The organism is Vibrio superstes (assembly GCF_003569005.1).
GTDB lineage: Bacteria > Pseudomonadota > Gammaproteobacteria > Enterobacterales > Vibrionaceae > Vibrio > Vibrio superstes.
Window position 1 is genome coordinate 1,925,839 of the sequence record NZ_BCUR01000004.1, and the last position, 23,326, is coordinate 1,949,164.

The following is a 23,326-nucleotide window of genomic DNA, read 5'->3' on the forward strand; positions in this document are numbered from 1 at the left end:
AAAGGTGGGCTTTGCTCTGTTTTTGAGCAAACAAAGGGAAAAACAACAAGCTTTAACGCAATTGAGCTAGATTAATGACAGCTCGGTGCCTTTTCTCTAAACTTACGCTTGTTATTACTTACACACCAAGATCCCGATGAGCACAGATAAGATTTTTTCCGCTCCAATCGAAAAGATTGGCGACTTTACCTTCGATGAACGCGTAGCAGAAGTGTTCCCAGATATGATTCAGCGTTCTGTACCCGGATACAGCAATATCATATCGGCGATTGGCATGTTAGCTGAGCGTTTTGCAACAGAAGGGTCAAATCTCTATGACCTTGGCTGCTCTCTTGGCGCTGCTACCTTATCTATGCGTCGTAACATCACCACAGATAACTGCAATATCATCGCGATAGATAACTCTTCGGCAATGGTGGAGCGCTGTAAGCTGCACATCAATGCTTATAAAGCTAAAACTCCTGTTGATGTTCGCGAAGCTGATATCCGCGAAATCGTAATTGAAAACGCCTCTGTTGTGGTCTTGAACTTCACGCTGCAGTTTTTATCTCCAGATGACCGTCAGGCGCTGCTTGAAAAGATCTACAAAGGACTGCTGCCGGGCGGCATCTTAATCCTTTCTGAAAAGTTCATCTTTGAGGATCAAACCTCCCATGAGCTGCTTATCGATTTACATCACGATTTTAAACGCGCCAATGGATACAGCGAGCTGGAAATTAGCCAGAAACGCAGTGCTATTGAGAACGTAATGCTTCCTGACAAGATTGAGACTCACAAACAGAGATTTGCTGACATTGGCTTTAGCAGCAGTGAGGTTTGGTTCCAGTGCTTTAACTTCGGATCCATGTTCGCTATCAAGTAAATCCGACGTTACACGGTAATCGCTCTATAATTTGAAGATCAAGTTGATGGAGCGACTGCCGATGCGAACAATTGGTATTTTTATATTAGCGCTATTTTGTATAGTTCCTACTACCCTCGCCTCAAAGGGCCTACCGCCCGGTGATCTGCCCCTAAGAATAAACACTGCGCTATTTGTTGCTGACGTAGATGGTATTGACACCTCGTCACAAAGTTTTGATATTCGTCTTTTTTATCGCATAAGTTGGCTGGACAGTCGCGAAGCTCACCCCGGTCCAGAGCCTATTACAAAAGACTTGGATGAGGTTTGGCACCCTCAGTTCCAGATCGTCAGTCAGCAAAAGATCTTCTTTCACAATAAAGACAGCGTCACTATTACCCCTGAAGGTCAGGTATCCTTCTTGGTGGCCAGCTGGGGCAGTTACTCGCAAGCCATGCGCCTAAACCGTTTCCCTTTTGATATACAGGATTTCAATTTCCATCTGGTTGCTCCTGGGTATAATCCAGCTGAAATTGAGATGATTGATATTGAAGAGTTCTCTGGGATCGCCAGCAGCTTGTCCCTTGCGGACTGGCGCATTCTAGACTGGTTTGCCGAAACAAAAGCCTATCGCCCTTATCAAAATGACACCATCAATGTCGCGGGTATCAATTACGGCTTTGTTGCAGAGCGGCTCAGCAGTTATTACATCCTGAAGATGATCTTGCCGTTAGCCTTGATTGTTGCCATGTCTTGGGCTGTGTTTTGGATGGACCCACTCAATGTCGCCAGTAACGTAGGTATTGCGATAACCTCAATGTTAACCTTGATTGCTTATCGTTTTTCGGCTGACACCATCTTGCCTCGCCTGCCTTATTTAACCAGCTTAGATTATTTTATCTTGGCATCGACTATTTTGGTGTTCGCCAGCCTACTGCAATGTATTGCAACGTCAGCCTTAGCCAAGGAAGGCAAGCTGGGGCTAGCCCACAGGTTGGATATCATTTCTAGAATCACCTTCCCTGCCCTGTTCGGGATTGTCGCACTTGAAACCTTGGTATTTAGGTTCTTTGTTTAATTTCTGTAGATGATTGCGGATGCATCCGAACCATATGCCTAAAATATGCACAAGCACACATATGCAAAAATCTAAAATGCATTGCATTATGAAAATGCAATTTGCTAAACAAGTTAATTTTTAAAGTTTAATCCTTATATAACAAAGGTTTAATAAATAATTTTAAAAGTTGGCACGTATAGTGCATTAGAGAAAGTGATCCTTTTAAGCCAAGGATCACCTAGCCAACTGACGTTGTTAGTGAACGTAGTTATTGTTCACAAGAATACAAGCCGATCGCACGTTTTTTCGTGGTCGGCTTTTTTTTGCTTGTCATTTAACTTCAAGAGTAGCAGAGACAAAAAAGCCACCAAACTTAAGTTGGTGGCCTTAGAATTAAGACTATTTTATTAAAGGAGCCTTTGGCTCAAAGCACTAGCTCGCTGGTAACTCTTCTATTTCATCGTGGTCTGCCAACTCTGCTTCCTCATATTCAGCCAATTTTGCCTCTAGCTGTTTAATTCGGACTTCAGCTTCCAGCTCAGCAAGTCTCTTCTCTGCATCGCTACGGTTGTCCTGACTGATGCCATCAGCAAGCACTTCATTTCGATCTGCTGAGCGAGAGTCTTCTAAGTCTTTCATAGAACCGGCAACACCACCGGTCACGCCACCAGCAACAGCCCCCATGACTGCCAATTCTGGTTCGCCAGTCAGCGCTCCTAATGTTGCACCAACAAGGGCACCGCCTGCCGCACCTCGGTTACGGGCAGCATTTTCATTCTCAGCATCAAAAGCAGGTGATGAGCACCCTACTAACATCGCGATACTTAATACACTGCTCATTTTCATTAGGCTTGATTTCATTTTCTGGTCTCATCAACAATTAAATTGCACGTAAGATACAGCTAGCCAAAGCTATAGAAAAATTAGCTCTAATTATTGCAACCATAAGTAAAACAAATCACACGAACAGACCCTAGTAATTAGACATAAAAAAACCACCGAATTTAATCGGTGGTTTTAGTTTCAATAATTAAAAGGTTAAGAAACCTCTAGTGGTCCACCAAAGGCAGTCACTGGAGGTACCTCGCCTTTGAACTTCTCGATATTCACCAAGCAGGTATTGGCAGATGTTGCCTGTGCCAACTCTGATGATGGAATGTCTTGAGTTAGGGTGTTGGGATCGCCATAGGTATCTATTGCGCCAATTTTCTCATTGAGTGGTCCGTACCATGCACCCTCTTCAATTCGAATCACACCCTCTGGGTAATGGTCACTCACTACGGCCCCGGCTAAAAGCTGTCCGCGATCATTAAACACGCGAATCAAATCCCCATCTTTAATCCCTTTGGCTTTCGCATCTTTAGGGTTTAGGTAGCAAGGCTCACGTCCCTGAACCGCATAAGTTGCGCGGAATTCTTCTGATTCACACATTTGTGAGTGGAGGCGCTTGTCTGGGTGACAAGACTGGAGCCAGTACGGGTGTTTATCCGAGCCTGGACCGCCGTGGGAGCGCTCTGACTTTTCAAACCACATTGGGTGCTCTTGGCAATGCTCGTAACCGTAGCGCCCGATAGTACGACTGGTGATCTCGATAAAGCCTGATGGTGTTCCTAAGGCACTGATCTCGGGATCTTCACGGAAATCTGCGTGACGCGTCCAAGGTTGACCCTTACCAAAGTCTAGGAAGCCTTTCTCCCAGAACTCTTCAAACTCTGGCAGATTAAACTTAGGGTTAGATGCCTTACAGCCATCGTATAGACTCTTCACCCACTCCATTTCAGACATGCCACGAGTGTAGTCTTTGTCACGGCCCCAGCGAGCGGTAAGCTCAGTCATGATGTCAAAGTCAGTTTTAGATTGGAACAGCGGGTCGACAAGCTTATGCATCGCAACGAGACCACGACCTGAGTATGCGCCATAGCCATCAATATCGTTACGCTCAAACTGAGTACACGCTGGCAAAACGATATCTGAGAAACGACACGTAGCAGTCCAAGCAAAATCGATAGTCACCATGGTTTGAAGGTTTTTGAACGCCTTCTTCATGTTGTTGCGATCTTGGTGATGGTGCCAAGGGTTGTTGCCACTAATCACCATCATTTTGTAGGCAGGAAGTGTTACTTCACTGCCATTCGCTTGAATTTTCTTACCGGGCTCTAGAAGACAGTCAATCCAACGAGCCACAGGAATAACGCTGCTGTAGCCGTTGTAGTCCTTGTTGGTGTACTTAGGCTCTTGACCTGTATCGATATTCAGAGGATATGAACCCGGCGCACCGAAGCCTGTAGAGGAGACGCCGATACCAGAGTAATGGTGACCATAAGATACACCACCGCCCGGCAAGCCAATTTGACCAATCATTGAAGCCAGTACAGCACCCATCCAGTATGGCTGTTCACCGTGCTCTTGACGTTGTATACACCAACCAAACATGATCTGAGTGCGACCGCTCACTAGCATGCGAGCAAATTCACGAATCTTATCCGCTGGAACGCCACAGATTTCCGCAGCCCATTCTGGCGTTTTTTCTACCTTATCTTTGGTTTCACCCATCATATAAGGAACAAACTCTTTGAAGCCAAGACAGTACAGCTCGATAAATTTCTTATCGTACAGATCTTCTGTATACAGCGTATGTGCCATACCTAGCATGAAGGCTACGTCAGTTTGTGGATTCACATACAAGTGTTCGTTGCCAAGGTATTGCTGAGTCTTGTTCTTAACTGGATCCACCGAGATCACATTGATCTCTTTCTTAGCGACTTTCTCTTTCAGTTGCTCAAGATACTCAAACGACTCATGGGTTTCACACGTCCAACCTACCTGAAGGTTCTTAACCGGATCGTTTGCCCAGATAATGATGTTGTCACTGTTCTCTAGGATAAGCTCCCAAGACGTGCCTTGCGCGTACACCTCGGTAGAGCCAAGTACATACGGCAATATGGTTTGACCTGCACCGGTAGAGTAATCCCCTACCTTCTTCACCGAGTAACCGTGCAAGCCGATAGCGCGCTGCATATGGTTATTACAGCTGTGCATTTGGCCTGTTTGACGCCAGCCTGTTTGACCCGCATGCAGTGCCCAAGGACCGTAGTCTTTTTGAACACGCTCAAGCTCTCGATAGAAGAGATCAAGCGCCTCATCCCAAGTGACACGAACAAAGCGATTGTTACCACGTGTATCTGTGGCGTACTTGTGCTTCTTCAACCAATCCAAACGAACCATAGGGTAGCGGATACGTGAGGGGCTATAGATAATACCCTTGATACCGTTTAGCATCTCGGTTGGGTATTTATCCACTTCTAGCGGTTTTATCTCTTGAACCTTACCGGCCCACACTCGAGCGCGAAAAGCGCCCCAGTGGGATCCTGAAGTCTTCCACACACCTTCTGTTTCTGAAGCGGCGTTAGCAGAGCTTGATACTAATAAGCTTGGACCAATCACGGATGCTGCAGCACCTGTTGCGCCTAAACCTTTCAGAAAGCTTCTTCTTGATAATGACATTATTTCTCTCCGTCCAGAATTAGTGATGCTCATCTGAGAAATCAGATGAATGTTTCTGTAGGTATTTCAATACCAAGGCTTCACTATCAGTATCTAGGTTTACGAATGCTGACATACCGTTGAACATGCCCGGCCATGCATTAGCACTGAAGTGTGCAGGTGCTGGCTGTGTATGACAGGTTGAGCAGTTTACGGTGTATGACTCACCCGCACGCTCCCAAATTGGATCGTAACTTTCTACTAGTGCTTCTGGTTTCATCCAAACTGTTGCGATAACTCGGCTCCAAGGCAAACCGGTTAGCTCATCTTCTTTCTCTTCAAAGCTTTGCACGATAGCATCGCTTTGTGCCGCTTCTTTAAGTAGAGAGCCCACCGCGATATTCATACCAAAGTCTTCTTGAATTACTCGCCCAAAGCCTTTGTCTTTACGCCAGCCACTAATTTCAACTTGTAGAGCTTTGTCTGTGACCTGAAGAACCTTAATTTGAGACGCTGGGTTCAATAGACCAGCTTCAACAGAAAGGTCTTTGTCTTCGTATAGAGGAAGGTGACGAACAGACACATAAGAGGAGTCTTTAGAGTAAGAGGTTGAGTGTGCAATCTGTTCTAGCTCACCGACCATACCACCTGAGGTATCCATATTTTCAGGCAGTTTATGAGCAATACCTTTGTGACAATCCAAACAGCTTTGATCTCGCTCTGCCGCTTGCTTCATTTGAATTCGAGCCGTTGGAGACATTAACTCATAATCCATTGATTCGTAGTTGTGACAGTTTTTACATTCCAGAGACTTGTTGGCTGAAAAACGGTCCCACTCATGACGAGCCAGCTCAAAGCGACGCGCTTCAAATTTTTCTGGGGTATCTAAGTCTCCAAAGATCTGAGCATACACTTCTTTAGAAGCTTGTATCTTACGCGCTATCTTAGCGGTCCACTCATGAGGAACGTGACAATCTGGGCAGGTTGCACGAACACCCGAATGGTTTTTCCAGTGAACCGTTGTTTGAAGCTCTTCGTATACGTTATCACGCATGGTGTGACAGCTTATACAAAACTCCTCAGTGTTGGTGGCTTCTAGTGCAGTATTAAATCCGCCCCAAAAGATAACCCCGGCCAAAAAGCCGCCTAGGGTGAGAACGCCTAAACTTATATGTTTAGCTGGGCGCCCCATCGTTTTCCATAGTTTCACGATTAGTGACTTCATCTTACTCTCGCTCTTAAATCAGTTTTCTTAGTTGCATCTTGCTTAACCATGAATGCCGGGTGGGCCCCATACAAAAACTTGAAGCATCCAGACCACAAAACCATACCCGCCTACTAACACCACACTTAGAACCGGGAATAGAACGACTGCGATAAAAAGAAAGGCTTTCCACTCAAGTGAGCTTTTCTCTTCTTCTTGGATATTATTCATATCACTCATACACGTTGCCTTGATTGTTGTTATTCATTCACCACGGTAATACCGCGGCGAGCCAATACTAAAAATTTAGACCATATCCCTGATCTATCCAGTTGTTGCGATTGATATTTCCTATCAACAAGAGTTATTCACAGCTTGAATAAGCAACAGGATCAATAATGAAATTTTTAAAGCGCGCAATTTGACGCAACTTAAATTGAAAGTAAATGTAAATGGCTAATTTAATTTACTTTACTCTGCTGTTTGATGGTTTTTTGAACATCGGTCTTTTTGGATTTCTAGAGCGGTTATCCACAATAATTGTGGATAAAAAGTGTAAAGTCTTGTCCAGTCTGGGCTGACAGAGAGTCAATGTTAAATTTGACTTTTTTTACGCTACAATGACAAATCTTTTAAATTTCCTTCAGAAGCCCCTTTAGTGATGAACAATTGAGCGGGCGTAGGATATAGATAACGTTTTTTACTGTTTGTTGTTGATTCAGTGCTATTCCAGTCCTACTGTGGAAGAAAGTATCAAAAAGGAATAATCATGAAATTCAATCAACTATTGACCGATGAACTAAATCTACTTCTTCAATTCGATTTAAACAGTGCTGCAACCGGTATCAAAGTACACAGCGACGCAGAAGAACATGTACAACTGGCAGTCAGAAGACTTTTCGATAAGGGTTTATGTACTCTAAATGATGGTGGCTATCTAACGGATGAAGGCATTGAAATCGCTGAGCACGCCGAAAAAGTATTGAGAGCCCTTAGTCACTAAATATGACTGCAGTCTTAATTATAGGCGCAGGTTGGCTTGGTCGCCCATTAGCCAAACAACTTAGCGCCTCAAACCACACTGTTCACGTGACAAATTCGAGTCATGAGAACACCGAAGAAAGCCTTGAATTCGGTTTATCGGCTCATCAATTACAACTCCCCCTACCTTGCATACAACCTCTAGCATCGCTCATTGAGCAATTGAAAATTGAGGTGGTTATTGGGTGTATTACCCCAGGCTTCAGGCGCAGTGCAACTCCCGATTGGGACAGTTATGCCAATAACTGGCAGCAAATCTGTGACGCAGCAAAGCAAGGTGGCGCCCGTAAAGTCATAATGATTAGCTCTACCGCGGTTTACCCTTCTGTATCGAAAGATATGAAAGAGGATGACGCGAGCCTAGAGTTAGCCCTTGGCAGTAATGATTTTTCCAAAAAAAGCCTCGCTCTGTTGCAAGCTGAGCAAAAAATTATAGAGAGTGGGATGGATTATGTGGTGATCCGCTGCAGTGGATTGGTGGATGAGATTCGCCATCCCTCTCGCTTTGCTATGCGATTACGCTCAGTGAGTCGCAATGCTCCTGCAAACATGCTGCATAGGGTGGATGCTGTTGGTATGGTTGAGTATGCTATGACTCATATTGGGCATGACATCATTAATGCCTCCACGCCAAATACCTGTGATAAAGCGCAGTTTTATCAAGCGGCGATAGACGCTCGATCCCTCAACATTTCCTTGCCTGAAGTGGTTGATACTCCAGACAAGCAAATCGATAGCTCAAAATCCGTCAAACTTGGATATCAGTACCATTTCCAACATACGTTAGATTTGTTGTAAGAGATGGGGATTAACTGGCTTACTACTTACCCAAACTAGGCATCATATCTGCGTTCTTTTTCGAGCAACTGAAGAATAAGGCTGGCAAATAGATTCCCACTAACAACAGTGGGAATGACTCTGCTTTTAGTGTGTTACTATTGATATAAAGATAGGCGTCATGTCCGAGGGTTTTCTGGGCCGGCACTCCGGTCGGGCATCTCTGAAATTCAGCGGAAAGGTAGATCCCCACTAACCACTGTGGAAATGACTTTGCTGTTAGTCTGTCACTTGATTCCTCAGATAAAACGCTATGTACTGCGTTTTATCTGATATCTTGAACTGACTAAACCACCTCAGCCTCATCAATCGTCTCTGAGCCCACCGATTGTTGACCAAAGCCACGCAAGCCAACCACATGCACGTGCTCGTGGTCTTTGAAGACCTTACGCACTAGCTTGTAGGTGGTTCCCTTCTCAGGGCTGATGTTTTCAGGAGCGGCAATCAACAATTGCATATTCAAGCGATCACACAGCTCAAACAGGGTCGCAATGGATTTTGCATCAAGACGCGCTGCCTCATCTAAGAATAACAAGCGACAAGGAACAATATCCTTACTGCGTAAGCGACGTGATTCTTCTTCCCAGCTCTGAACTACCATCAACAAGATAGATTGACCAGTACCGATCGCCTCACCTGTAGAAAGTGCGCCAGATTCCGCCTGTAGCCAACCCTCTGAGCCACGGTTTACCTCAACACCCATTTCTAGGTAGTTGCGGTAATCCAACAGTTCTTCACCCATCACCTGCGGCGAGCGTTGTCCCATGTCGATATGAGGATTCACACGCTGGAATAACTTAGCCATGGCCTCGGAGAAGGTCAGTCTTGAGTTATCAAACAATTGCTGATGAGTCTTGTCTGGACAAGCCAAACTATCCAACAAAATTTGATGACTCTCACGGATCTGCACATTCAATCGCACACCCTTAACCTGACCAAAGTGAATGTTGGACAAGCCTTGGTTCAAGATACGAATACGGTTTTGCTCACGCTGAATGGTTTTCTTGATAATGCTCGATACCGATTCTGAGCTAATCGCCAAGCGGTTCTCACGCTGATTCAGCTCTTCAGTCAGACGGGCAAGCTCTACCTCCATCTCTTCGATAGCTTCTACAGGATCATCGGTGTGGATAATGTCCTGACGAATACGCTCTCTTAGGTATTGGTAGACCGCAATGTAAAACAGCACCTTACGCTCAGGATATGCGGTATCTTCCGATGCGCGCAGTGAATCACGCAAGTCATCTTCATTAGCAACAGCCAAGCGAAGCGCACCCAAAGACTTATCCGACATAGAGCGAAGCTCGCCCTCTGAAAGATACGCCAGTTCACGCTTGTGCAGTCTGCGTTCTACATCATGCTCTCTTGCAAGCTTAAGCACTGAACACCAGCCGGCTTTTGCCGTTACAACAAAGGTACGCAGCTCTGAGTACTCTTTCTGCTGCTTCTTAAGCGCTTTGGTAGAACTGCGAAGCTCCATCTCAGTCGCTGTCAGTGTTTTTTGCATCTGCGCTTGAGCAGTGCGAGAGGTTTCAATGCGTTGATGCAGGCTTTCTTTGCGCGTTTGTGCACGCTCTAGGATGCCCTCATCTAGCGTAATGCCCGCATCCGTCAACTCTTGGCGGAACTCTTGAACGGTTTCCGATTTCGCTTGATGCGAGCTTTTCAGCGTTGCCAGTAGCTGATTGTATTGCTGGAACTGTTGCTGAGCCTGTTTGGAGCCCTCACGGGCACGATCTTTCTCTTGCTCTGCAGTCGCAAGCTTCAGCTTCAGCTGTTCGCTTAGCTCACTGCTTTTATCAAGAAGCTTCACCGAGTCTGCATAGGCAAAGTGCGCTTTGCGCCCCAGTACATTCGACAATGCAAAGGTCTTTTGTTTGTTGAACTGTAGTGCTTGGTCTAAGGCTTCATATTCCGCCTGAATAGCATCAAATTGCTCAGGATCCGCCTCAAGGGCATTCGCAATCGGCTCAAGCTTTTGTAGCGTCTGACCGAACTGGTCTAGGTATCGCTTGCTCTCAGACAATAGCTCTAGTTTTTGCAGAACTTCTTCTAAACGCTCGCTTAAGGACTCGTCTTCAAGCAGGTGCAGAGACGGCGCAATCTTATCAAGCGCTGACAGCGCCTTCTTAGCTTTAGCTAGTGCCGCCTTGTGCTCTGCTTCTGCAGATTGCAGCGCTGATAGTTTTTCAATTAGTGCACTGCGCTGGCTTCGCAATGAGTTAATGCTTTGCTCAGGATCATCCTCGAATGCGACTTGGGCATGGTGTGCCACAAAGTCATTGTATGCTTGGTACAGACGCTGTGCTTTTTGCGCATCAAAAGAGGCTTTAGCGTAGTCTTCGATTAATTGGTCGCGCTCTTCACGAAGCGTCTCCAAACGAGATTCACGTGCCGCTCGACCAAACAGAGGCACTTTAGGGAAGCGTGAGAAACGCAGTTGCTGTTCGCTAACTTGAACACACACTGCACCTTCAAACTCTTCTACCTCAAATTGGCTATCATCGAAGGCATCTACATCACCCTCTAGGATATAAACGTCATCAGGGCAGTCATCAAACTCGACTAGACGCTCCTTCACACCGCTCATGTCCGATACTACGATAGCGTGACGAGCCGGACCATACATAGCGCTAAAGTACGGAGCATCTTCTAGGGTGATGTCGTCATAGATTTCAGAAAGAAGCACACCGCCTAAGCTATCAGCTAGAGCCTTAAGTCGAGCGTCATTGGCGCCGCCTGGTGCACCTAATGCTTCAATCTCTTTTTCAACTTGAGTGCGGCGAATCGCCAGCGCATCCTTACTTGATAGCAAGGCTTTCTCAGATTCCAATACTGATTGCATTGAAGCCATCACTGACTGCGCACTGTTCAGCTCAGCATCCGTTTGGTCACTTAGCTGAGTGAGTGCATCGCTCGCCTTGATCCAGCGAGGCGCTATGGATTCAAAGCGTTGAATCTCAGAATTGATTTGCTGTTCATTGCGACGCATCTCTATCAGGTTTTCACGATCCGATTCAATGCCCATCTCCGCCGTCTCAATGGCCCCAGATTGGCGCTCATATTCCACTTCAAGGTCGGCTTCATCAACCAACAACGTAGCAAATTGCTGCTGATATTCACTCACCAATGTGCGAGCGGCTTGCTGCTTCGCGACGGCTTTGGTCAAGTCTTGTTTCTGTGACTGCCAGTGAGAAAGTTGCTGCACATCATTATTCGCACTCACCGCTTTTGCCAATGCATTCTTCGCAAAGCTGGCAGCGCCACTGCGTTCACAACCTGCGTCAAGACGCTTAACCAACTCAAAGGCCTTATTGAACTGCTCAACACCCGCTGAATTAATATCTAGTTTATGTTTTAGCGATAAAATCTGCTGCGTTTGTGCTTGTTGCTGCGCCGTTAGCTCTGCAATTAATGCTGGGATCTGCTCAACAGACTCAATCTCTAAATCACAAAGCGTGCGTGTTTCTTCAAGGGCTTTTATGGCTTGTTGATATTGCAATGCGCGTGTCTGCTGAACATCAAGGGCTTGTTGGTAATCAGCAAGTTGAGACTTAAGGCTATCCACCTCTTGCTCTGTCAGTTCGCTTTGCTCTTCGGCGGTGATAAGGGCTTCTTGAGCCTCTTCCACGACCATGATTTGCTCTTCAAGACGCTCACTAAGCTCGATCAAGTCTTCTTCATAGCGCGCTATTTTTTGCTGTTGCTGAAGCGCGTTTTGAACCAGTTGCAGATAATCAATAGCCGACTGATGGTCTTGCTCTAGTGCTGAGTGCTCTTCTAGCACCGCCTCAAGCTGCTGTTGAGTGCTATTAAGCAGTGCATTGTTGTCAATGATCTGCTGACGGTTGCTAAACAGCTCAGCGCGTAAACCCAAAGTGGCTTCTAGCTTTGAACGACGCTGATTAGCATGGCGCATGTAATCTGCTGCCACGTAGTTGGTCGACTCGGTTAATAGATGCTTAAACAGGTCACGATCCGCTTGAGTATTCTTGATCGCTTCAAGGGTGATGCGGTTCTCACGCAGCGCTGATTCCATATCTTGGAATGCTTTCTTAACGCCGCCATTTTGTGGCAACAAGTAGTCACGCAAAGAACGCGTAATGGTGCTTGAGATACCACCGTATAGTGATGCTTCAATTAAGCGATAGAACTTCGAACGGTCACTTGAGTTACGCAGTTTCTTTGGCACAACGCCAAAATCAAACATCTGAGCATGGTAATCAGTAATCGAGTTGAAGGCCTTAAATTGAGCACCCTCTATTTGAGCGACACGCTCTTTCACCTCATTTAACTGACACACCTTTGCCTGAGTCTCATTGACTGTCTCAATAAACAGCTGTGCTGCTTTAATTGAGCTTGGCAGTCCTTGGATCACGAACGGCTTGATATCTACTTTCTTGTCACGGCCGGCTATCTGCTGCAACTTAACCGCAAATACCAAGCGCTGATTACGTGAGTTGACAACCTCTAGAGCGGAGTAACAGACACCGGGCTGCAACTTACCGTATAAGCCTTTGTCTCGAGAGGCTTGCGAGCTACCCGCTTCCGTGGTGTTTCTAAAGTGCAGTAGGCTTTGATCTGGGATCAAGGTGGTAATAAACGCCGCCATAGTGGTCGACTTACCCGCACCGTTACCACCAGAAAGTGTGGTCACAAGACCATCGATGTCAAAGGTACGCGCGAAGAAGCCGTTCCAGTTAACCATCGTCAGTGATTGATATTTTCCTCTTTCAATCATGCTTGTTCCTCACTCTCAGACTCATCTAGCAGGGTTCCTTGCTGTACTTCTTCTGAAGGTACGGCCTCACCATCTCTAATTAAACGCATTTGTGCTTGCTGAACATCGTCACCAACACGAACATCAGCGCCAAAACGGAACACCGCTTCACTGATACGGAATTTATCACCCTCGCCCATCGGCAGAAGCATCCCAAGACGCTTCAAACGACGCAGTGACGTACGAACCTTGTCGTACAGCTTTTCTTTATCCAGATCGGTACCTGTTGCCTTGTTGGTCACAAACTTCATTAGTGTCTTGTGATCGGCAATAGACAGCAGTTCTTCAAACATCTCTTGATTGCTAAAGATACCCTCTTGAGCCAAGCGCTCAGGGCTTAGGTATAAGAAACACAACACCTTGCCCACCAGCATATCCAATTCAGATAGCACGCTGCGGTTAATCAATGTTGTTGAGCGGGGCCGTAAGTAGAAAAAGCCTTCTGGGGCGCGAACCAGCTCTGTGTTGTAGCGTTGATAGAACAGCATCAGATCCGTTTCGAAGTCGCACAAAAGCGCGTGGTTATCCATATCGTCTTGAGTAATGTGACGACCAGAGCGAAGCAGGCTATCCAATACTGGAAACAGCGGATTTGCAATCGCTCGTACCAGGTTCTCTGGCATATACAGTTCAGAATTTGTTGATGACATTTGCTTGTACCTTTGCACCATATTCGTTAATCGACTGCCAATCTGGTTGAATGGCCGCGTAGTCTTGTTCTGAGTAACCCAAGCGTACTGCTTGGTCGACTACCATTCGGGCCAAATCAAAATGGCTCGCTTGTGGGTGAGTGGCAAGATAGTTGCGCAGTACCTCACCGAGGTCGATTCTCGCTCCCTGGTTTTTATGATTTTTCAGCATACCTTTAACCTGCTCAGCTAACTCATTGGTTACCTGTAGCATCTCTTGGTACTCGACCTCTGGCGGCAGTTCTCCTAACGCTTCATCGTTCTTGAGCACCATAGATTCATCTCTTAGGTCTCGTAGACGCTCAGCATCCGCAAAGGTCAGCAGCCATGCGTTCGCTCCAAAGTCTTGAATAGACTGGCGAAGTCGTTGGCTAAAGGCGCGGTTTTTATCCATATCGATAGCGGTACGAATAAATTTATGTACGTGGCGGTCATACCCAATCCATAGATCAATGGATTGCTGACCCCAACTAATAATTCGGTCAAGTTTTACCTGCAAGCTAAACAATACTGCATCGATATAGTCCAGCTCTTCATTGCCATACACGATTTGTTGCAGGGTCAATAGCTGAGACTGCAACTCATCGCCAGCAGCCTGCAAGGATGATTGCAGCTCGGTAAGGGTATTTGAGGTTGCCGATAGCAAGGTCTCACATTGACTGATGGCCTCGCGCCAATCTTGATTCAATAGCTCTGCTATTTGCGTTTTTACTTGGCCTTGCTCTTCATCCATGACCCTTTGATTAAGGTCAATCTGATCAAAGATCTCAGCTACCGAAAACTTAAGCGTGCCGTAGATATCTCGTCGCCAGCCTTCAGAGCTCGGTTCGTCTTCGGCAATGGTAACTGCATTGGTGAGCTCTTTACCGGCTAAGGTTAGTTGAATGGATAACTTAAGCTTAGAAAATTGGCGATGCCTCAAGTAATACTCAGAAATACCCACGGCCAAAGGAGACAGGCGATAAATGCTGCTGCCTTCTTGTCCTTCGCTGGTAAATCGACTGAGTAGTCGTTGTGCCACCAAACTGTTAATCGCGTTATTGGCTTTGAATGCTGCGTTGCCAGAGCTTTCAGTACCATTAAACTCGCGCTGAACAATGGCAAATGCGTCGTGCAGTTCGCCTTCACCCAGCTCTTCATCAAAACGCTCTTGACTCAACAAGGCGATACCGACCAAAAAGCTTAAGTGTTCGCTGGTTAAATTAAGGGAGAAATCGTGTTGTTTAACCCACCCGACCAACTCATCTACTGTGACTTGGTCGTTTTGTTGCCCTTCTTGGGAGAGTTGACTCATCCAGTTCCCTACTGTTGTTCCTTCTGAACCCATACATGAATGTATCTTCCTAATGAAAGGTAGGGTTCAGTTCTGCATAATTGCTGTTCAAGTTGCATCAGATCTTCTTGACTGTAATCACCCACATACTGAGTAAATCCAATATAGTCATGAAAAGACCGGATCCCAGATTTACCACAAATGCGCAAATCGCACTGTTGTAGCCATTGGTATACGTCTTCTGGTAACAACCCTTTCTGAGGTTGCAACTTAAACCGTTTACGATGGGGCATTCCCTGCAATACATGAGGTATATTGCCGCAAATTACGTTTTTCATCACCAATCCGTGGTGGTTATAAAACATAATCGAAGCCATGCCGCCTGGGGCTACATGGCTCATTAATTTTTGAAGCGCTTGCTTTGGATCTGCTAGCCATTCCATTACCGCATGAAACAGTACTAAATCTACTGGCTGTTCAAGATGTTGATCCAACTCTTGAACCGGCGCATGAATAAACTGATACTGCTCTAGCAAGCCCTTTTGCGCAATATCTTGCTTAGCTAACGAAAGCATTTCGTTAGACACATCACACAAAATAATTTTGTGGCCTTGCTGCGCCAACTTTTGTGACATTTGAGCTAACCCACCTCCCGCATCAAGTACGGTAAGGGGTTTCGAGTCGCCACCAATCTGGGTTATGATTTGCTGCAAATCCTCCCAGACGATAGTCTGACGTATATTGCCTTTGTCCGAGCCATAAATATTTTCGGCAAATTTGTGGGCAATATCGTCGAAATTACGATCTTGTGTCACTTTTAATTGAGGTATGATGTTATTTAAGAGTGTTTCGTATTGTGTCACAAGGACGTCAAGAATAAAGCGCTGTCGTTGATTTGACTCTTCGATCGACTAAAAAAACGACCAAATGCGGGGCATTTATTCCCGTGACACATTTTTTGCCCCACCTAACCTAGGAATTGGTTTATCCCAACATGTTTGAACTGAAAAAAATCATCACTGCTTTTCTTATGCCACTGCCTGCAATGTTGCTGGTTGGCTTCGTAGGATTGGCACTCGTTATGTTTACCCGAAGGCATAAAGCTGGCTGTATTTTCATCTTTATCTCACTGATATCGATCTTTACTATTTCATTCCAACCCGTTTCAACCTCTCTTCTTAAGCCTTTAGAACGAAAATACACCGCCTTTTTACCACCGTCAGAGAGCCTAGATTATGTCATGGTCCTTGGCAGTGGGCATGTGGTTGACGCTGAGATTCCTCCTACCTCAGAATTAAGCCGAACCGCATTGATGCGCCTAAGCGAAGGCATTCGTATTTTGCGTATGTACCCTGGAGCGAAACTCATTTTATCTGGCTATGACGGAGGCTCAGAAATGAGCCAAGCGCGCATGATGGCAACGGTCGCTTTAGCATTGGGCGTGGCAAAATCCGACATCATTCTATTAGAGACCGCCCAAGATACCTGGGAAGAAGCAAGACAAGCTGCTGGGTTTGTGGGTCAAAAGAGCCTAGCCCTTGTGACTTCAGCTAGTCATATGCACAGAGCATTAGGAGAGTTCCATAGCGCCGGCCTTGAGCCGCTGCCTGCACCTACCAATTACTTGGCACAGTCGAATATCAATCAAGCCTGGGTCAAATACACGCCACAGGCTCGATATCTCGAGCAAACTGAGCGCTATTGGCATGAAACCATGGGAATTTGGTGGCAGAAGATACGAGATCTTGTCAGCTCCAACTAACTGATTCATAATTTAAGATACTATTTAACACGATAAGGCTATCTATACAGATAGCCTTTTCATTTGTGTCAAAGAAACGGATTTATCTATGCAAGAACTAAAACAGTTCAACGAACAACGCGCTGAAATCTACTGGTGGTTTTCAAGCCTGTTCTCTAAAGAACTGACAGAAGAAGATTTGAAGGCCTATCAATCTGCCGAAGTACGTGGATTTCTAGGCGGGTTGGCTGAAAATGAAGAACTGGTTAAGTCTGTAGAACGCGTTGTTGACGCGCTCAACCGTCTTCAAGATAGAGAAGATGCTCAGCTCGAACTCGCTGCAGATTTTTGTGACCTATTCTTAACGTCAGACAAGTATGCTGCACTGCCCTACGCCTCTATCTATCTGGATGACAGTAAATTGCTCAATGGCAAGCCTGCTCAAGATATGGCGCAGTTAATGTTGGAGAAAGGCATTGAAGTGGATAAGAACTTCAACGAACCTGCTGACCACCTCGCCTTAGAATTGGATTTCCTTGGTAACCTGATTATTCGCTCCAATGAGCTAGAACAAGAGTCTCACCTTGAACAAGCACTAGCGGAACAAAAGGCGTTAATAGAAGAGCACATCCTTTCTTGGGTACCGCAATTTTCTGAAAACTGCACTCAATATGATGAGTTTGGTTTTTATTCTTCCGTCGCTGAATTGCTCGTTAACTTCTGTGAATTAGATTGCCGCTATCTGGGCAATGAGTAATAGATTCACATTATGGCCATAAATGCATTGTCAGCACTTGCATTTATGGCTAGACTGCCCGGCGCAATCGTTTGCAGTATAGGCTAAGAGTGCTAACCTCTTCCTAACTTTCCATTTTCAATAACCCTCAGTTTTCTTTACAAGGTATAGCATGGCAACCATTAAAGACGTCGCAAAGCTAGCTGGTGTGTCCACTACCACTGTTTCCCACGTGATTAACAAAACTCGTTTTGTTGCAGAAGCAACGCAAGAACGTGTAATGGACGCAGTAAAAGAGCTTAACTATGCACCAAGTGCAGTAGCTCGTAGTCTTAAATGTAACACCACTCGCACCATTGGCATGTTGGTAACTCAGTCGACGAACCCATTCTTTGCAGAAGTGGTCGACGGCGTAGAAAGCTACTGCTATCGCCAAGGCTATACCCTAATCCTATGTAACACTGGTGGGTTATATGAGAAGCAACGTGACTACATTCGCATGCTTGCAGAGAAGCGCGTTGACGGTATTTTAGTCATGTGTTCTGATCTGACTGAAGAATTGCGTGAAATGTTAGATTCTCACCCAGGTATCCCGAAAGTAGTGATGGACTGGGGCCCTGAGTCTTCATCTGCAGACAAGATCATCGATAACTCAGAGGAAGGTGGCTATCTAGCGACTAAATACCTTGTTAAAAATGGTCATAAGCGAATTGCTTGTCTGACAGGTCAAGCTGAGAAACTGGCGTGCATCGAGCGTATTTCCGGTTATAAGCGTGCTCTAAAAGAAGCGAACATCGATTTTGACGAGAAACGTATTTTTGAAGGCAACTTCGAATGCGATACCGCTGTTGAAACTGCTGACAAGCTGTTTGCTATTCCAGAAGAGCAGCGTCCTACTGCTGTGTTCTGTTTTAACGACATTATGGCATTAGGCCTGATCAGTCGCCTACGCCAACATGGTCTGTTGGTTCCTGAAGATATTTCGATCATTGGCTATGACAATATCGACCTTGCAGCCTACTTTGCTCCGCCACTGACTACGGTTCACCAACCTAAGCGTCGTGTGGGCAAGACTGCATTTGAGATCCTTCTTGAGCGAATCAAAGATAAAGAGCACGACCGCCGTGTCTTTGAAATGCACCCAGAGCTGATTGAACGTGCGAGCGTTCGTAATCTTAATGCTGGGTAAGTTGTAAAATATTTGAGAACGGCAGCCCTAGGGCTGCCGTTTTTGTTTACTAGGCTAAACCCTTACCCATAGCAAACGTCACCCTTGATGATTCCAAACGTATCACCCTAGAGCTTCCAACCCCGTCCTCGAGCGCTTCTATCTAGGGTCTACTACCTTTGGAGCTCTTTAGGTTCCCGATAAAAGCACTCGGGAACGACGGTGTGTTTTGGTTGGTGCGTTTATGGTGTAATTTGAGTTCGAACAGTATCAAAACGGAGCGCCCAAGGGCTCCCAACACCGTCACCCTCGATCGCTTCTATCGAGGGTCTACTACCTTTGAAGCTCTTTAGGTTCCCGATAAAAGCACTCGGGAACGACGGTGTGTTTTAGTTGCTTCGCTTATGCTGTAATTTGGGTCCGTTCAGTATCAAAAAGGAACGCCCAAGATCTCCCAAACACGTCACCCTCGAGCGCTCCTATCGAGGGTCTACTACCTCTGAAGCTCTTTAGGTTCCCGATAAAAGCACTCGGGAACGACGCTGTGTTTTGGTTGATTCGTTCATAGTGGAATTTGGGCCCGTTCAGTATCAAAACAGAACGCCCAAGATCTCCCAAAACGCGTCACCCTCGAGCGCTCCTATCGAGGGTCTACTACCTTTAGAGCTCCTTAGGTTCCCGATAAAAGCACTCGGGAACGACGGTGTGTTTTGGTTGATTCGTTCATAGTGGAATTTGGGCCCGTTCAGTATCAAAAAGGAACGCCCAAGATCTCCCAAACACGTCACCCTCGAGCGCTCCTATCGAGGGTCTACTACCTTTGGAGCTCCTTAGGTTCCCGATAAAAGCACTCGGGAACGACGGTGTGTTTTGGTTGGTTCATTTATGCTGTAATTTGAGTTCGAACAGTATCAAAAAGGAGCGCACAAGATCTCCCAAAACGCGTCACCCTCGAGTGCTTCTATCGAGGGTCTATTACCTCTGGAGCTCTCTAGGTTCCCGATAAAAGCACTCGGGAACAACGGTGTGTTTTGGTTGGTTCGTTTATGCAGTAATTTGAGTCAACCCAACATTAAAATAGAGAACACAGTGCCCCAAAACACATCACCCTCGAGCGCTTCTATCGAGGGTCTACTGCCTTTGGAACTCTTTAGGTTCCCGATAAAAGCACTCGGGAACGACGGTGTGTTTTGGTTGCTTCGTTTATGGTGTAATTTGGGTCCGTTCAGTATCAAAACAGACGCCCAAGATCTCCCAACACCGTCACCCTCGAGTGCTTCTATCGATGGTCTACTGTCTTTGTAACTCTCTAGGTTCCCGATAAAAGCACTCGGGAACGACGGTGTGTTTTGGTTATTTCGTTTATGGTGTAATTTGGGTCCGTTCAGTATCAAAACAGAACGCCCAAGATCTCCCAAACCCGTCACCCTCGAGCGCTCCTATCGAGGGTCTATTACCTCTGGAGCTCTTTAGGTTCCCGATAAAGGCACTCGGGAACGACGGGGGAGGTACACTAAAAAACGACGGGAGTGTGACTTAAGAGAGATTGGCGTGTTCACTCGCGAACAACGAGCATGCGCACACGACTTGATACAAGCTTAACCATCTCACCTTAAAATAATTAATTTGAAAGTTTTTTATTGCTTGTCGTGTCTCTATACTTACTCAGGATGATAAGGGCAGAATCATGAATAAGAAATTGATAATCGGGCTAATTTTAGTGGTTGCTATCGTGCTACTCGGTGCGAATTTTGGTCAATATCTAACCCTAGAAAATGCCAAGGCACAGCAACTGGCATTGAATGCTCAGATCGAAGAAAACTTCGTGCTTTCTGCTGCTCTGTATTTTATTGGGTATGTATTCATTACCGCTTTTTCTATTCCTGGTGCTGCGGTGGTTACGCTGTTAGGTGCTGCCCTGTTTGGCTTTTGGAGTAGCTTATTGTTGGTGTCTTTCGCAAGTACCATTGGCGCTACCTTGGCGTTTTTGAGTAGCCGTTACTTACTACGTGATTGGGTTCAAGCGAAGTTTGGCTCTAAGCTAGAGACCATCAACAAAGGGGTCGAAAAAGATGGCGCATTTTATCTCTTCTCTTTGCGTCTTATCCCTGTATTCCCATTCTTCTTGATCAATTTGCTTATGGGACTTACTCCCATTTCTATCGCCAAGTTTTATCTATTCAGCCAGTTAGGCATGCTTGCAGGGACTATGGTGTATCTAAATGCGGGCACACAATTAGCAGAGATAGACAGCTTATCAGGCATCGTATCACCTACTGTATTAGCTTCATTCGCTTTGTTAGGACTGTTCCCGCTGATTGCCAAATGGGTAATGGGCAAAATCCGCCCGCAGAACGGCTCAAGCGCGGCATAACTGAGGGTCACAATGAAACTATTTGTCGCGCAAAATCCCCCACAAGCTCACATACTTTGTGAGCTTTTGCTTAGTCACAACATTCAAGTTGAAGTACGTGGTGAAGGTATGTTTGGCCTGCAGGGAGAGCTTCCAATGGACGATTCTAGCCTGCCCTATCTTTGGCTTATTGACCATCATAAGCAGGAACAAGCTAAAGCGATCATTGCGGAGTTTGAACGTAATGGCAGTCATTTAGCAAATAGCGAATGGCGCTGCGCTGAGTGTGGGGAAACCAACGAGGGTCAGTTTGCTCTGTGTTGGCAATGTGGTAGCAGTTCGAGTTAGCGAGCGTTTATACCAGTCGTACTAAATAACTGGTCATCCTAGCTTGTTAAAATGCTCGATGACTGCGTTAGAATTTTTGATTGTAGAATAACTACTTATCGAAAAATTCTGCCTTGTCCTCGAGAATTTTTCCTACGCTATTTCTGATCACTTACTTAGTGTGATTGGTCTTACTTTATAATGCTTAACAAACTCTATAAATAACTTCACCCGCGCAGGCAATAGATCTCGGTTAAGGTAAACCATGAAGATGGGGCGAACCATTCTCTGCTCTGCTTCTAATATTTGAATGAGATCCTTATTCGCAATATCTTCTGCCACTAGTGCCTGTGGCTGCAGGATAATCCCTGTCCCTAGTTTCGCTAACATTCGTAAGCTGTTGCCATTATTGCAACTGACAGGGGCAGAGCTTAGATTCAGGGGCTTAATGTTGTAATGGTCTGCAAACGAGGAGCTTGTTCCCCAAGGGGAAAAGGCTAGTACCTTGTGCTTGGCTAGATCGTCTAAACATCTTGGTGTTCCATATTCTTCAAGGTATTGGGGAGAGGCGCAAAACACCATTACCTGCTCATCGACTCGCATGCTGATGAATCCGGAATCCGCTAACTGCCCTACTCTAAAATAAAAATCGAACTTATCATCGATAATGTCAGAAAGCTCATCTGACAGAGTGAGCGCAATCTGTATTTCTGGGTAGTGTAGATTGAACTGGTGAATGAGCGGGCATAATTCGTAGGTACCATAGTTGGTAGGCGCACACACCCGAATAAGGCCGTCAGCATCCGTTGATTGGTGGTTAAGCTCCTGCTCAACCGCTGACAGCTCACTCAGAATATTTCGGCAACTCTTTAAGTAAAGTTCACCCGCCTCTGTAAGGGTTTGCTTGCGAGTATTTCGATTGAGTAGCTTTAGTTTAAGCTCTGCCTCTAGCTGGGAAATAGACTTACTCACCATAGCCACTGAGATGCTCAGTCTATCAGCCGCCTTAGTGAAACTGCCTTCGTCACATACACTGATAAAGGTTTCGATAGCCTTAAACTTGTCCATAAGTCCTCTGCAGTGCCTTATTATTAACTGATAGTAAAAAGTCTTTGAATTGTACTGAGCTTACTCTGAATTCGACCCATTGTTAGTCTTATGACTCTTCAATAGCAAAGGTCTTTTATCAATGAGCTCAATATCAACCTACTACATCATATCTGCACTTACGGTTGCAAGCCCCGGAGCAGCCGTAATATTCACGATTACCAACACGTTAAGTAAAGGATATAGGTCAGCCATTCGAGGCTACCTAGGCGTTGCTATTGGCATTTTAATCGTAGGGTTTATTGCTCATGAGTTACTAGTGCGGGTTGGTGAAAAGCTTCCTGGAGGCGTTGCCACCGTGACAGTGTTTGGAGGTTGTTACTTCTTGTGGCTGGCTTTATCGAACCTTAGAAGACAGCCGGTAAAAGAAACGAGAGTGAAAAAATCAGAGACAGAATTGCTGTCCGGGGTATTGATTAGCTTAACCAACCCTAAGGCACTGCTTTTCTTTACCTCAGTCTTTCCCGTTTACATGAAGGGTAGCGTAGAATATCCGCTGCTAATTGGCATATTTGCCATCAATGTGCTGCTCATACATTCGGCTTACACCTATTTCACCTCGCGAGCACAAAAGAAACTGTCCCTAGGCAATCACCACTGGGAAAAAATCACAGTATTACTGTATCTATTCTTATCTGGGTCTTGTTTTATGTATGCTTTCGAAACGCTGAGGTCAACAGGCTAAC

The 23,326-nt window shown here is 45.7% G+C and carries 19 protein-coding genes; 10 read left to right on the plus strand and 9 right to left on the minus strand.

The window, feature by feature from the left end; genetic code table 11:
- The first annotated feature begins 136 nt into the window (after positions 1-136).
- Together cmoA and D5I41_RS16810 are read left to right on the plus strand one after the other, a co-directional pair.
- Complete coding sequence (gene cmoA / locus D5I41_RS16805) at positions 137-862, plus strand: carboxy-S-adenosyl-L-methionine synthase CmoA (RefSeq protein ID WP_119010793.1); 726 nt, start codon at positions 137-139, stop codon at positions 860-862.
- A 61-nt stretch (positions 863-923) separates the two neighbouring features.
- Positions 924-1,919, plus strand: a complete 996-nt coding sequence (locus D5I41_RS16810) for a ligand-gated ion channel (RefSeq protein WP_119010794.1) — start codon at positions 924-926, stop codon at positions 1,917-1,919.
- Positions 1,920-2,333: 414 nt separating this feature from the next.
- On the opposite strand, the gene D5I41_RS16815 is transcribed toward D5I41_RS16810, so the two are convergent.
- The 4 genes from D5I41_RS16815 to torE all read right to left on the minus strand — a co-directional run bounded on the left by D5I41_RS16815 (position 2,334) and on the right by torE (position 6,828).
- Positions 2,334-2,762 (minus strand): YMGG-like glycine zipper-containing protein, encoded by a 429-nt coding sequence (locus D5I41_RS16815; protein WP_371860129.1) that lies wholly within the window; start codon positions 2,760-2,762, stop codon positions 2,334-2,336.
- Positions 2,763-2,939: 177 nt separating this feature from the next.
- Positions 2,940-5,405 (minus strand): trimethylamine-N-oxide reductase TorA, encoded by a 2,466-nt coding sequence (gene torA, locus D5I41_RS16820; RefSeq protein WP_119010796.1) that lies wholly within the window; start codon positions 5,403-5,405, stop codon positions 2,940-2,942.
- A gap of 19 nt (positions 5,406-5,424) precedes the next feature.
- Positions 5,425-6,609: a pentaheme c-type cytochrome TorC gene (gene torC / locus D5I41_RS16825; RefSeq protein ID WP_102539118.1), complete on the minus strand. Its 1,185-nt coding sequence runs from the start codon at positions 6,607-6,609 to the stop codon at positions 5,425-5,427.
- 42 nt (positions 6,610-6,651) lie between these two features.
- A complete protein-coding gene (torE, locus tag D5I41_RS16830) occupies positions 6,652-6,828 on the minus strand; it encodes a trimethylamine N-oxide reductase system protein TorE (protein ID WP_017027652.1) in 177 nt (58 codons plus the stop codon).
- Between the two features lie 529 nt (positions 6,829-7,357).
- On the opposite strand from torE, the gene D5I41_RS16835 reads away from it, so the two are divergent.
- Both D5I41_RS16835 and D5I41_RS16840 read left to right on the plus strand, forming a co-directional pair.
- Positions 7,358-7,591 (plus strand): TIGR02647 family protein, encoded by a 234-nt coding sequence (locus D5I41_RS16835; RefSeq protein WP_119010797.1) that lies wholly within the window; start codon positions 7,358-7,360, stop codon positions 7,589-7,591.
- Positions 7,592-7,593: 2 nt separating this feature from the next.
- Positions 7,594-8,427, plus strand: a complete 834-nt coding sequence (locus tag D5I41_RS16840) for an NAD-dependent epimerase/dehydratase family protein (RefSeq protein WP_119010798.1) — start codon at positions 7,594-7,596, stop codon at positions 8,425-8,427.
- Between the two features lie 325 nt (positions 8,428-8,752).
- Here the strand turns inward: D5I41_RS16840 and mukB are convergent, their stop codons facing one another.
- The 4 genes from mukB to cmoM are packed head-to-tail and all read right to left on the minus strand — an operon-like array spanning position 8,753 to position 16,023.
- Entirely contained in the window at positions 8,753-13,207 is a 4,455-nt protein-coding gene (mukB, locus tag D5I41_RS16845) for a chromosome partition protein MukB (protein ID WP_119010799.1), read from the minus strand.
- Complete coding sequence (mukE, locus tag D5I41_RS16850) at positions 13,204-13,896, minus strand: chromosome partition protein MukE (RefSeq protein WP_119010800.1); 693 nt, start codon at positions 13,894-13,896, stop codon at positions 13,204-13,206. The genes mukB and mukE overlap by 4 nt, the downstream gene beginning before the upstream one ends.
- Positions 13,877-15,229: a chromosome partition protein MukF gene (mukF, locus tag D5I41_RS16855; RefSeq protein ID WP_162892853.1), complete on the minus strand. Its 1,353-nt coding sequence runs from the start codon at positions 15,227-15,229 to the stop codon at positions 13,877-13,879. Before mukF ends, mukE begins: the two co-directional genes overlap by 20 nt.
- A gap of 8 nt (positions 15,230-15,237) precedes the next feature.
- Positions 15,238-16,023, minus strand: a complete 786-nt coding sequence (gene cmoM / locus D5I41_RS16860; RefSeq protein ID WP_162892881.1) for a tRNA uridine 5-oxyacetic acid(34) methyltransferase CmoM — start codon at positions 16,021-16,023, stop codon at positions 15,238-15,240.
- Between the two features lie 179 nt (positions 16,024-16,202).
- Between cmoM and elyC the strand changes: the two genes are divergently transcribed.
- The 5 genes from elyC (at position 16,203) to D5I41_RS16905 (ending at position 21,554) form a co-directional block, all read left to right on the plus strand.
- Positions 16,203-16,970: an envelope biogenesis factor ElyC gene (gene elyC / locus D5I41_RS16865; RefSeq protein ID WP_017030405.1), complete on the plus strand. Its 768-nt coding sequence runs from the start codon at positions 16,203-16,205 to the stop codon at positions 16,968-16,970.
- 88 nt (positions 16,971-17,058) lie between these two features.
- Positions 17,059-17,706, plus strand: a complete 648-nt coding sequence (gene torD, locus D5I41_RS16870; protein WP_119010803.1) for a molecular chaperone TorD — start codon at positions 17,059-17,061, stop codon at positions 17,704-17,706.
- A 151-nt stretch (positions 17,707-17,857) separates the two neighbouring features.
- Positions 17,858-18,874 (plus strand): HTH-type transcriptional repressor PurR, encoded by a 1,017-nt coding sequence (gene purR / locus D5I41_RS16875; RefSeq protein WP_119010804.1) that lies wholly within the window; start codon positions 17,858-17,860, stop codon positions 18,872-18,874.
- Between the two features lie 1,666 nt (positions 18,875-20,540).
- Positions 20,541-21,227 carry a TVP38/TMEM64 family protein gene (locus D5I41_RS16900; RefSeq protein ID WP_119010805.1) on the plus strand — a complete coding sequence of 229 codons (687 nt, stop codon included), beginning with the start codon at positions 20,541-20,543 and terminating at the stop codon, positions 21,225-21,227.
- Between the two features lie 12 nt (positions 21,228-21,239).
- Positions 21,240-21,554, plus strand: a complete 315-nt coding sequence (locus D5I41_RS16905) for a DUF7577 domain-containing protein (protein WP_119010806.1) — start codon at positions 21,240-21,242, stop codon at positions 21,552-21,554.
- 147 nt (positions 21,555-21,701) lie between these two features.
- Here D5I41_RS16905 and D5I41_RS16910 read toward each other — a convergent pair whose 3' ends face one another.
- A complete protein-coding gene (locus D5I41_RS16910) occupies positions 21,702-22,601 on the minus strand; it encodes a LysR family transcriptional regulator (RefSeq protein WP_119010807.1) in 900 nt (299 codons plus the stop codon).
- Positions 22,602-22,722: 121 nt separating this feature from the next.
- Between D5I41_RS16910 and D5I41_RS16915 the strand changes: the two genes are divergently transcribed.
- Positions 22,723-23,325, plus strand: coding sequence for a LysE family translocator (locus tag D5I41_RS16915; RefSeq protein WP_119010808.1), 603 nt, complete (start codon positions 22,723-22,725; stop codon positions 23,323-23,325).
- Position 23,326: the final 1 nt, after the last annotated feature.

Excerpts from the sequence above, each read along its gene's own strand:
- cmoA (WP_119010793.1), top strand. The coding sequence starts at position 137 with ATGAGCACAGATAAGATTTTTTCCGCTCCAATCGAAAAGATTGGCGAC.
- D5I41_RS16810 (WP_119010794.1), top strand. The coding sequence starts at position 924 with ATGCGAACAATTGGTATTTTTATATTAGCGCTATTTTGTATAGTTCCT.
- D5I41_RS16815 (WP_371860129.1), bottom strand. The coding sequence starts at position 2,762 with ATGAAATCAAGCCTAATGAAAATGAGCAGTGTATTAAGTATCGCGATG.
- torA (WP_119010796.1), bottom strand. The coding sequence starts at position 5,405 with ATGTCATTATCAAGAAGAAGCTTTCTGAAAGGTTTAGGCGCAACAGGT.
- torC (WP_102539118.1), bottom strand. The coding sequence starts at position 6,609 with ATGAAGTCACTAATCGTGAAACTATGGAAAACGATGGGGCGCCCAGCT.
- torE (WP_017027652.1), bottom strand. The coding sequence starts at position 6,828 with ATGAGTGATATGAATAATATCCAAGAAGAAGAGAAAAGCTCACTTGAG.
- D5I41_RS16835 (WP_119010797.1), top strand. The coding sequence starts at position 7,358 with ATGAAATTCAATCAACTATTGACCGATGAACTAAATCTACTTCTTCAA.
- D5I41_RS16840 (WP_119010798.1), top strand. The coding sequence starts at position 7,594 with ATGACTGCAGTCTTAATTATAGGCGCAGGTTGGCTTGGTCGCCCATTA.
- mukB (WP_119010799.1), bottom strand. The coding sequence starts at position 13,207 with ATGATTGAAAGAGGAAAATATCAATCACTGACGATGGTTAACTGGAAC.
- mukE (WP_119010800.1), bottom strand. The coding sequence starts at position 13,896 with ATGTCATCAACAAATTCTGAACTGTATATGCCAGAGAACCTGGTACGA.
- mukF (WP_162892853.1), bottom strand. The coding sequence starts at position 15,229 with ATGAGTCAACTCTCCCAAGAAGGGCAACAAAACGACCAAGTCACAGTA.
- elyC (WP_017030405.1), top strand. The coding sequence starts at position 16,203 with ATGTTTGAACTGAAAAAAATCATCACTGCTTTTCTTATGCCACTGCCT.
- torD (WP_119010803.1), top strand. The coding sequence starts at position 17,059 with ATGCAAGAACTAAAACAGTTCAACGAACAACGCGCTGAAATCTACTGG.
- purR (WP_119010804.1), top strand. The coding sequence starts at position 17,858 with ATGGCAACCATTAAAGACGTCGCAAAGCTAGCTGGTGTGTCCACTACC.
- D5I41_RS16900 (WP_119010805.1), top strand. The coding sequence starts at position 20,541 with ATGAATAAGAAATTGATAATCGGGCTAATTTTAGTGGTTGCTATCGTG.
- D5I41_RS16905 (WP_119010806.1), top strand. The coding sequence starts at position 21,240 with ATGAAACTATTTGTCGCGCAAAATCCCCCACAAGCTCACATACTTTGT.
- D5I41_RS16910 (WP_119010807.1), bottom strand. The coding sequence starts at position 22,601 with ATGGACAAGTTTAAGGCTATCGAAACCTTTATCAGTGTATGTGACGAA.
- D5I41_RS16915 (WP_119010808.1), top strand. The coding sequence starts at position 22,723 with ATGAGCTCAATATCAACCTACTACATCATATCTGCACTTACGGTTGCA.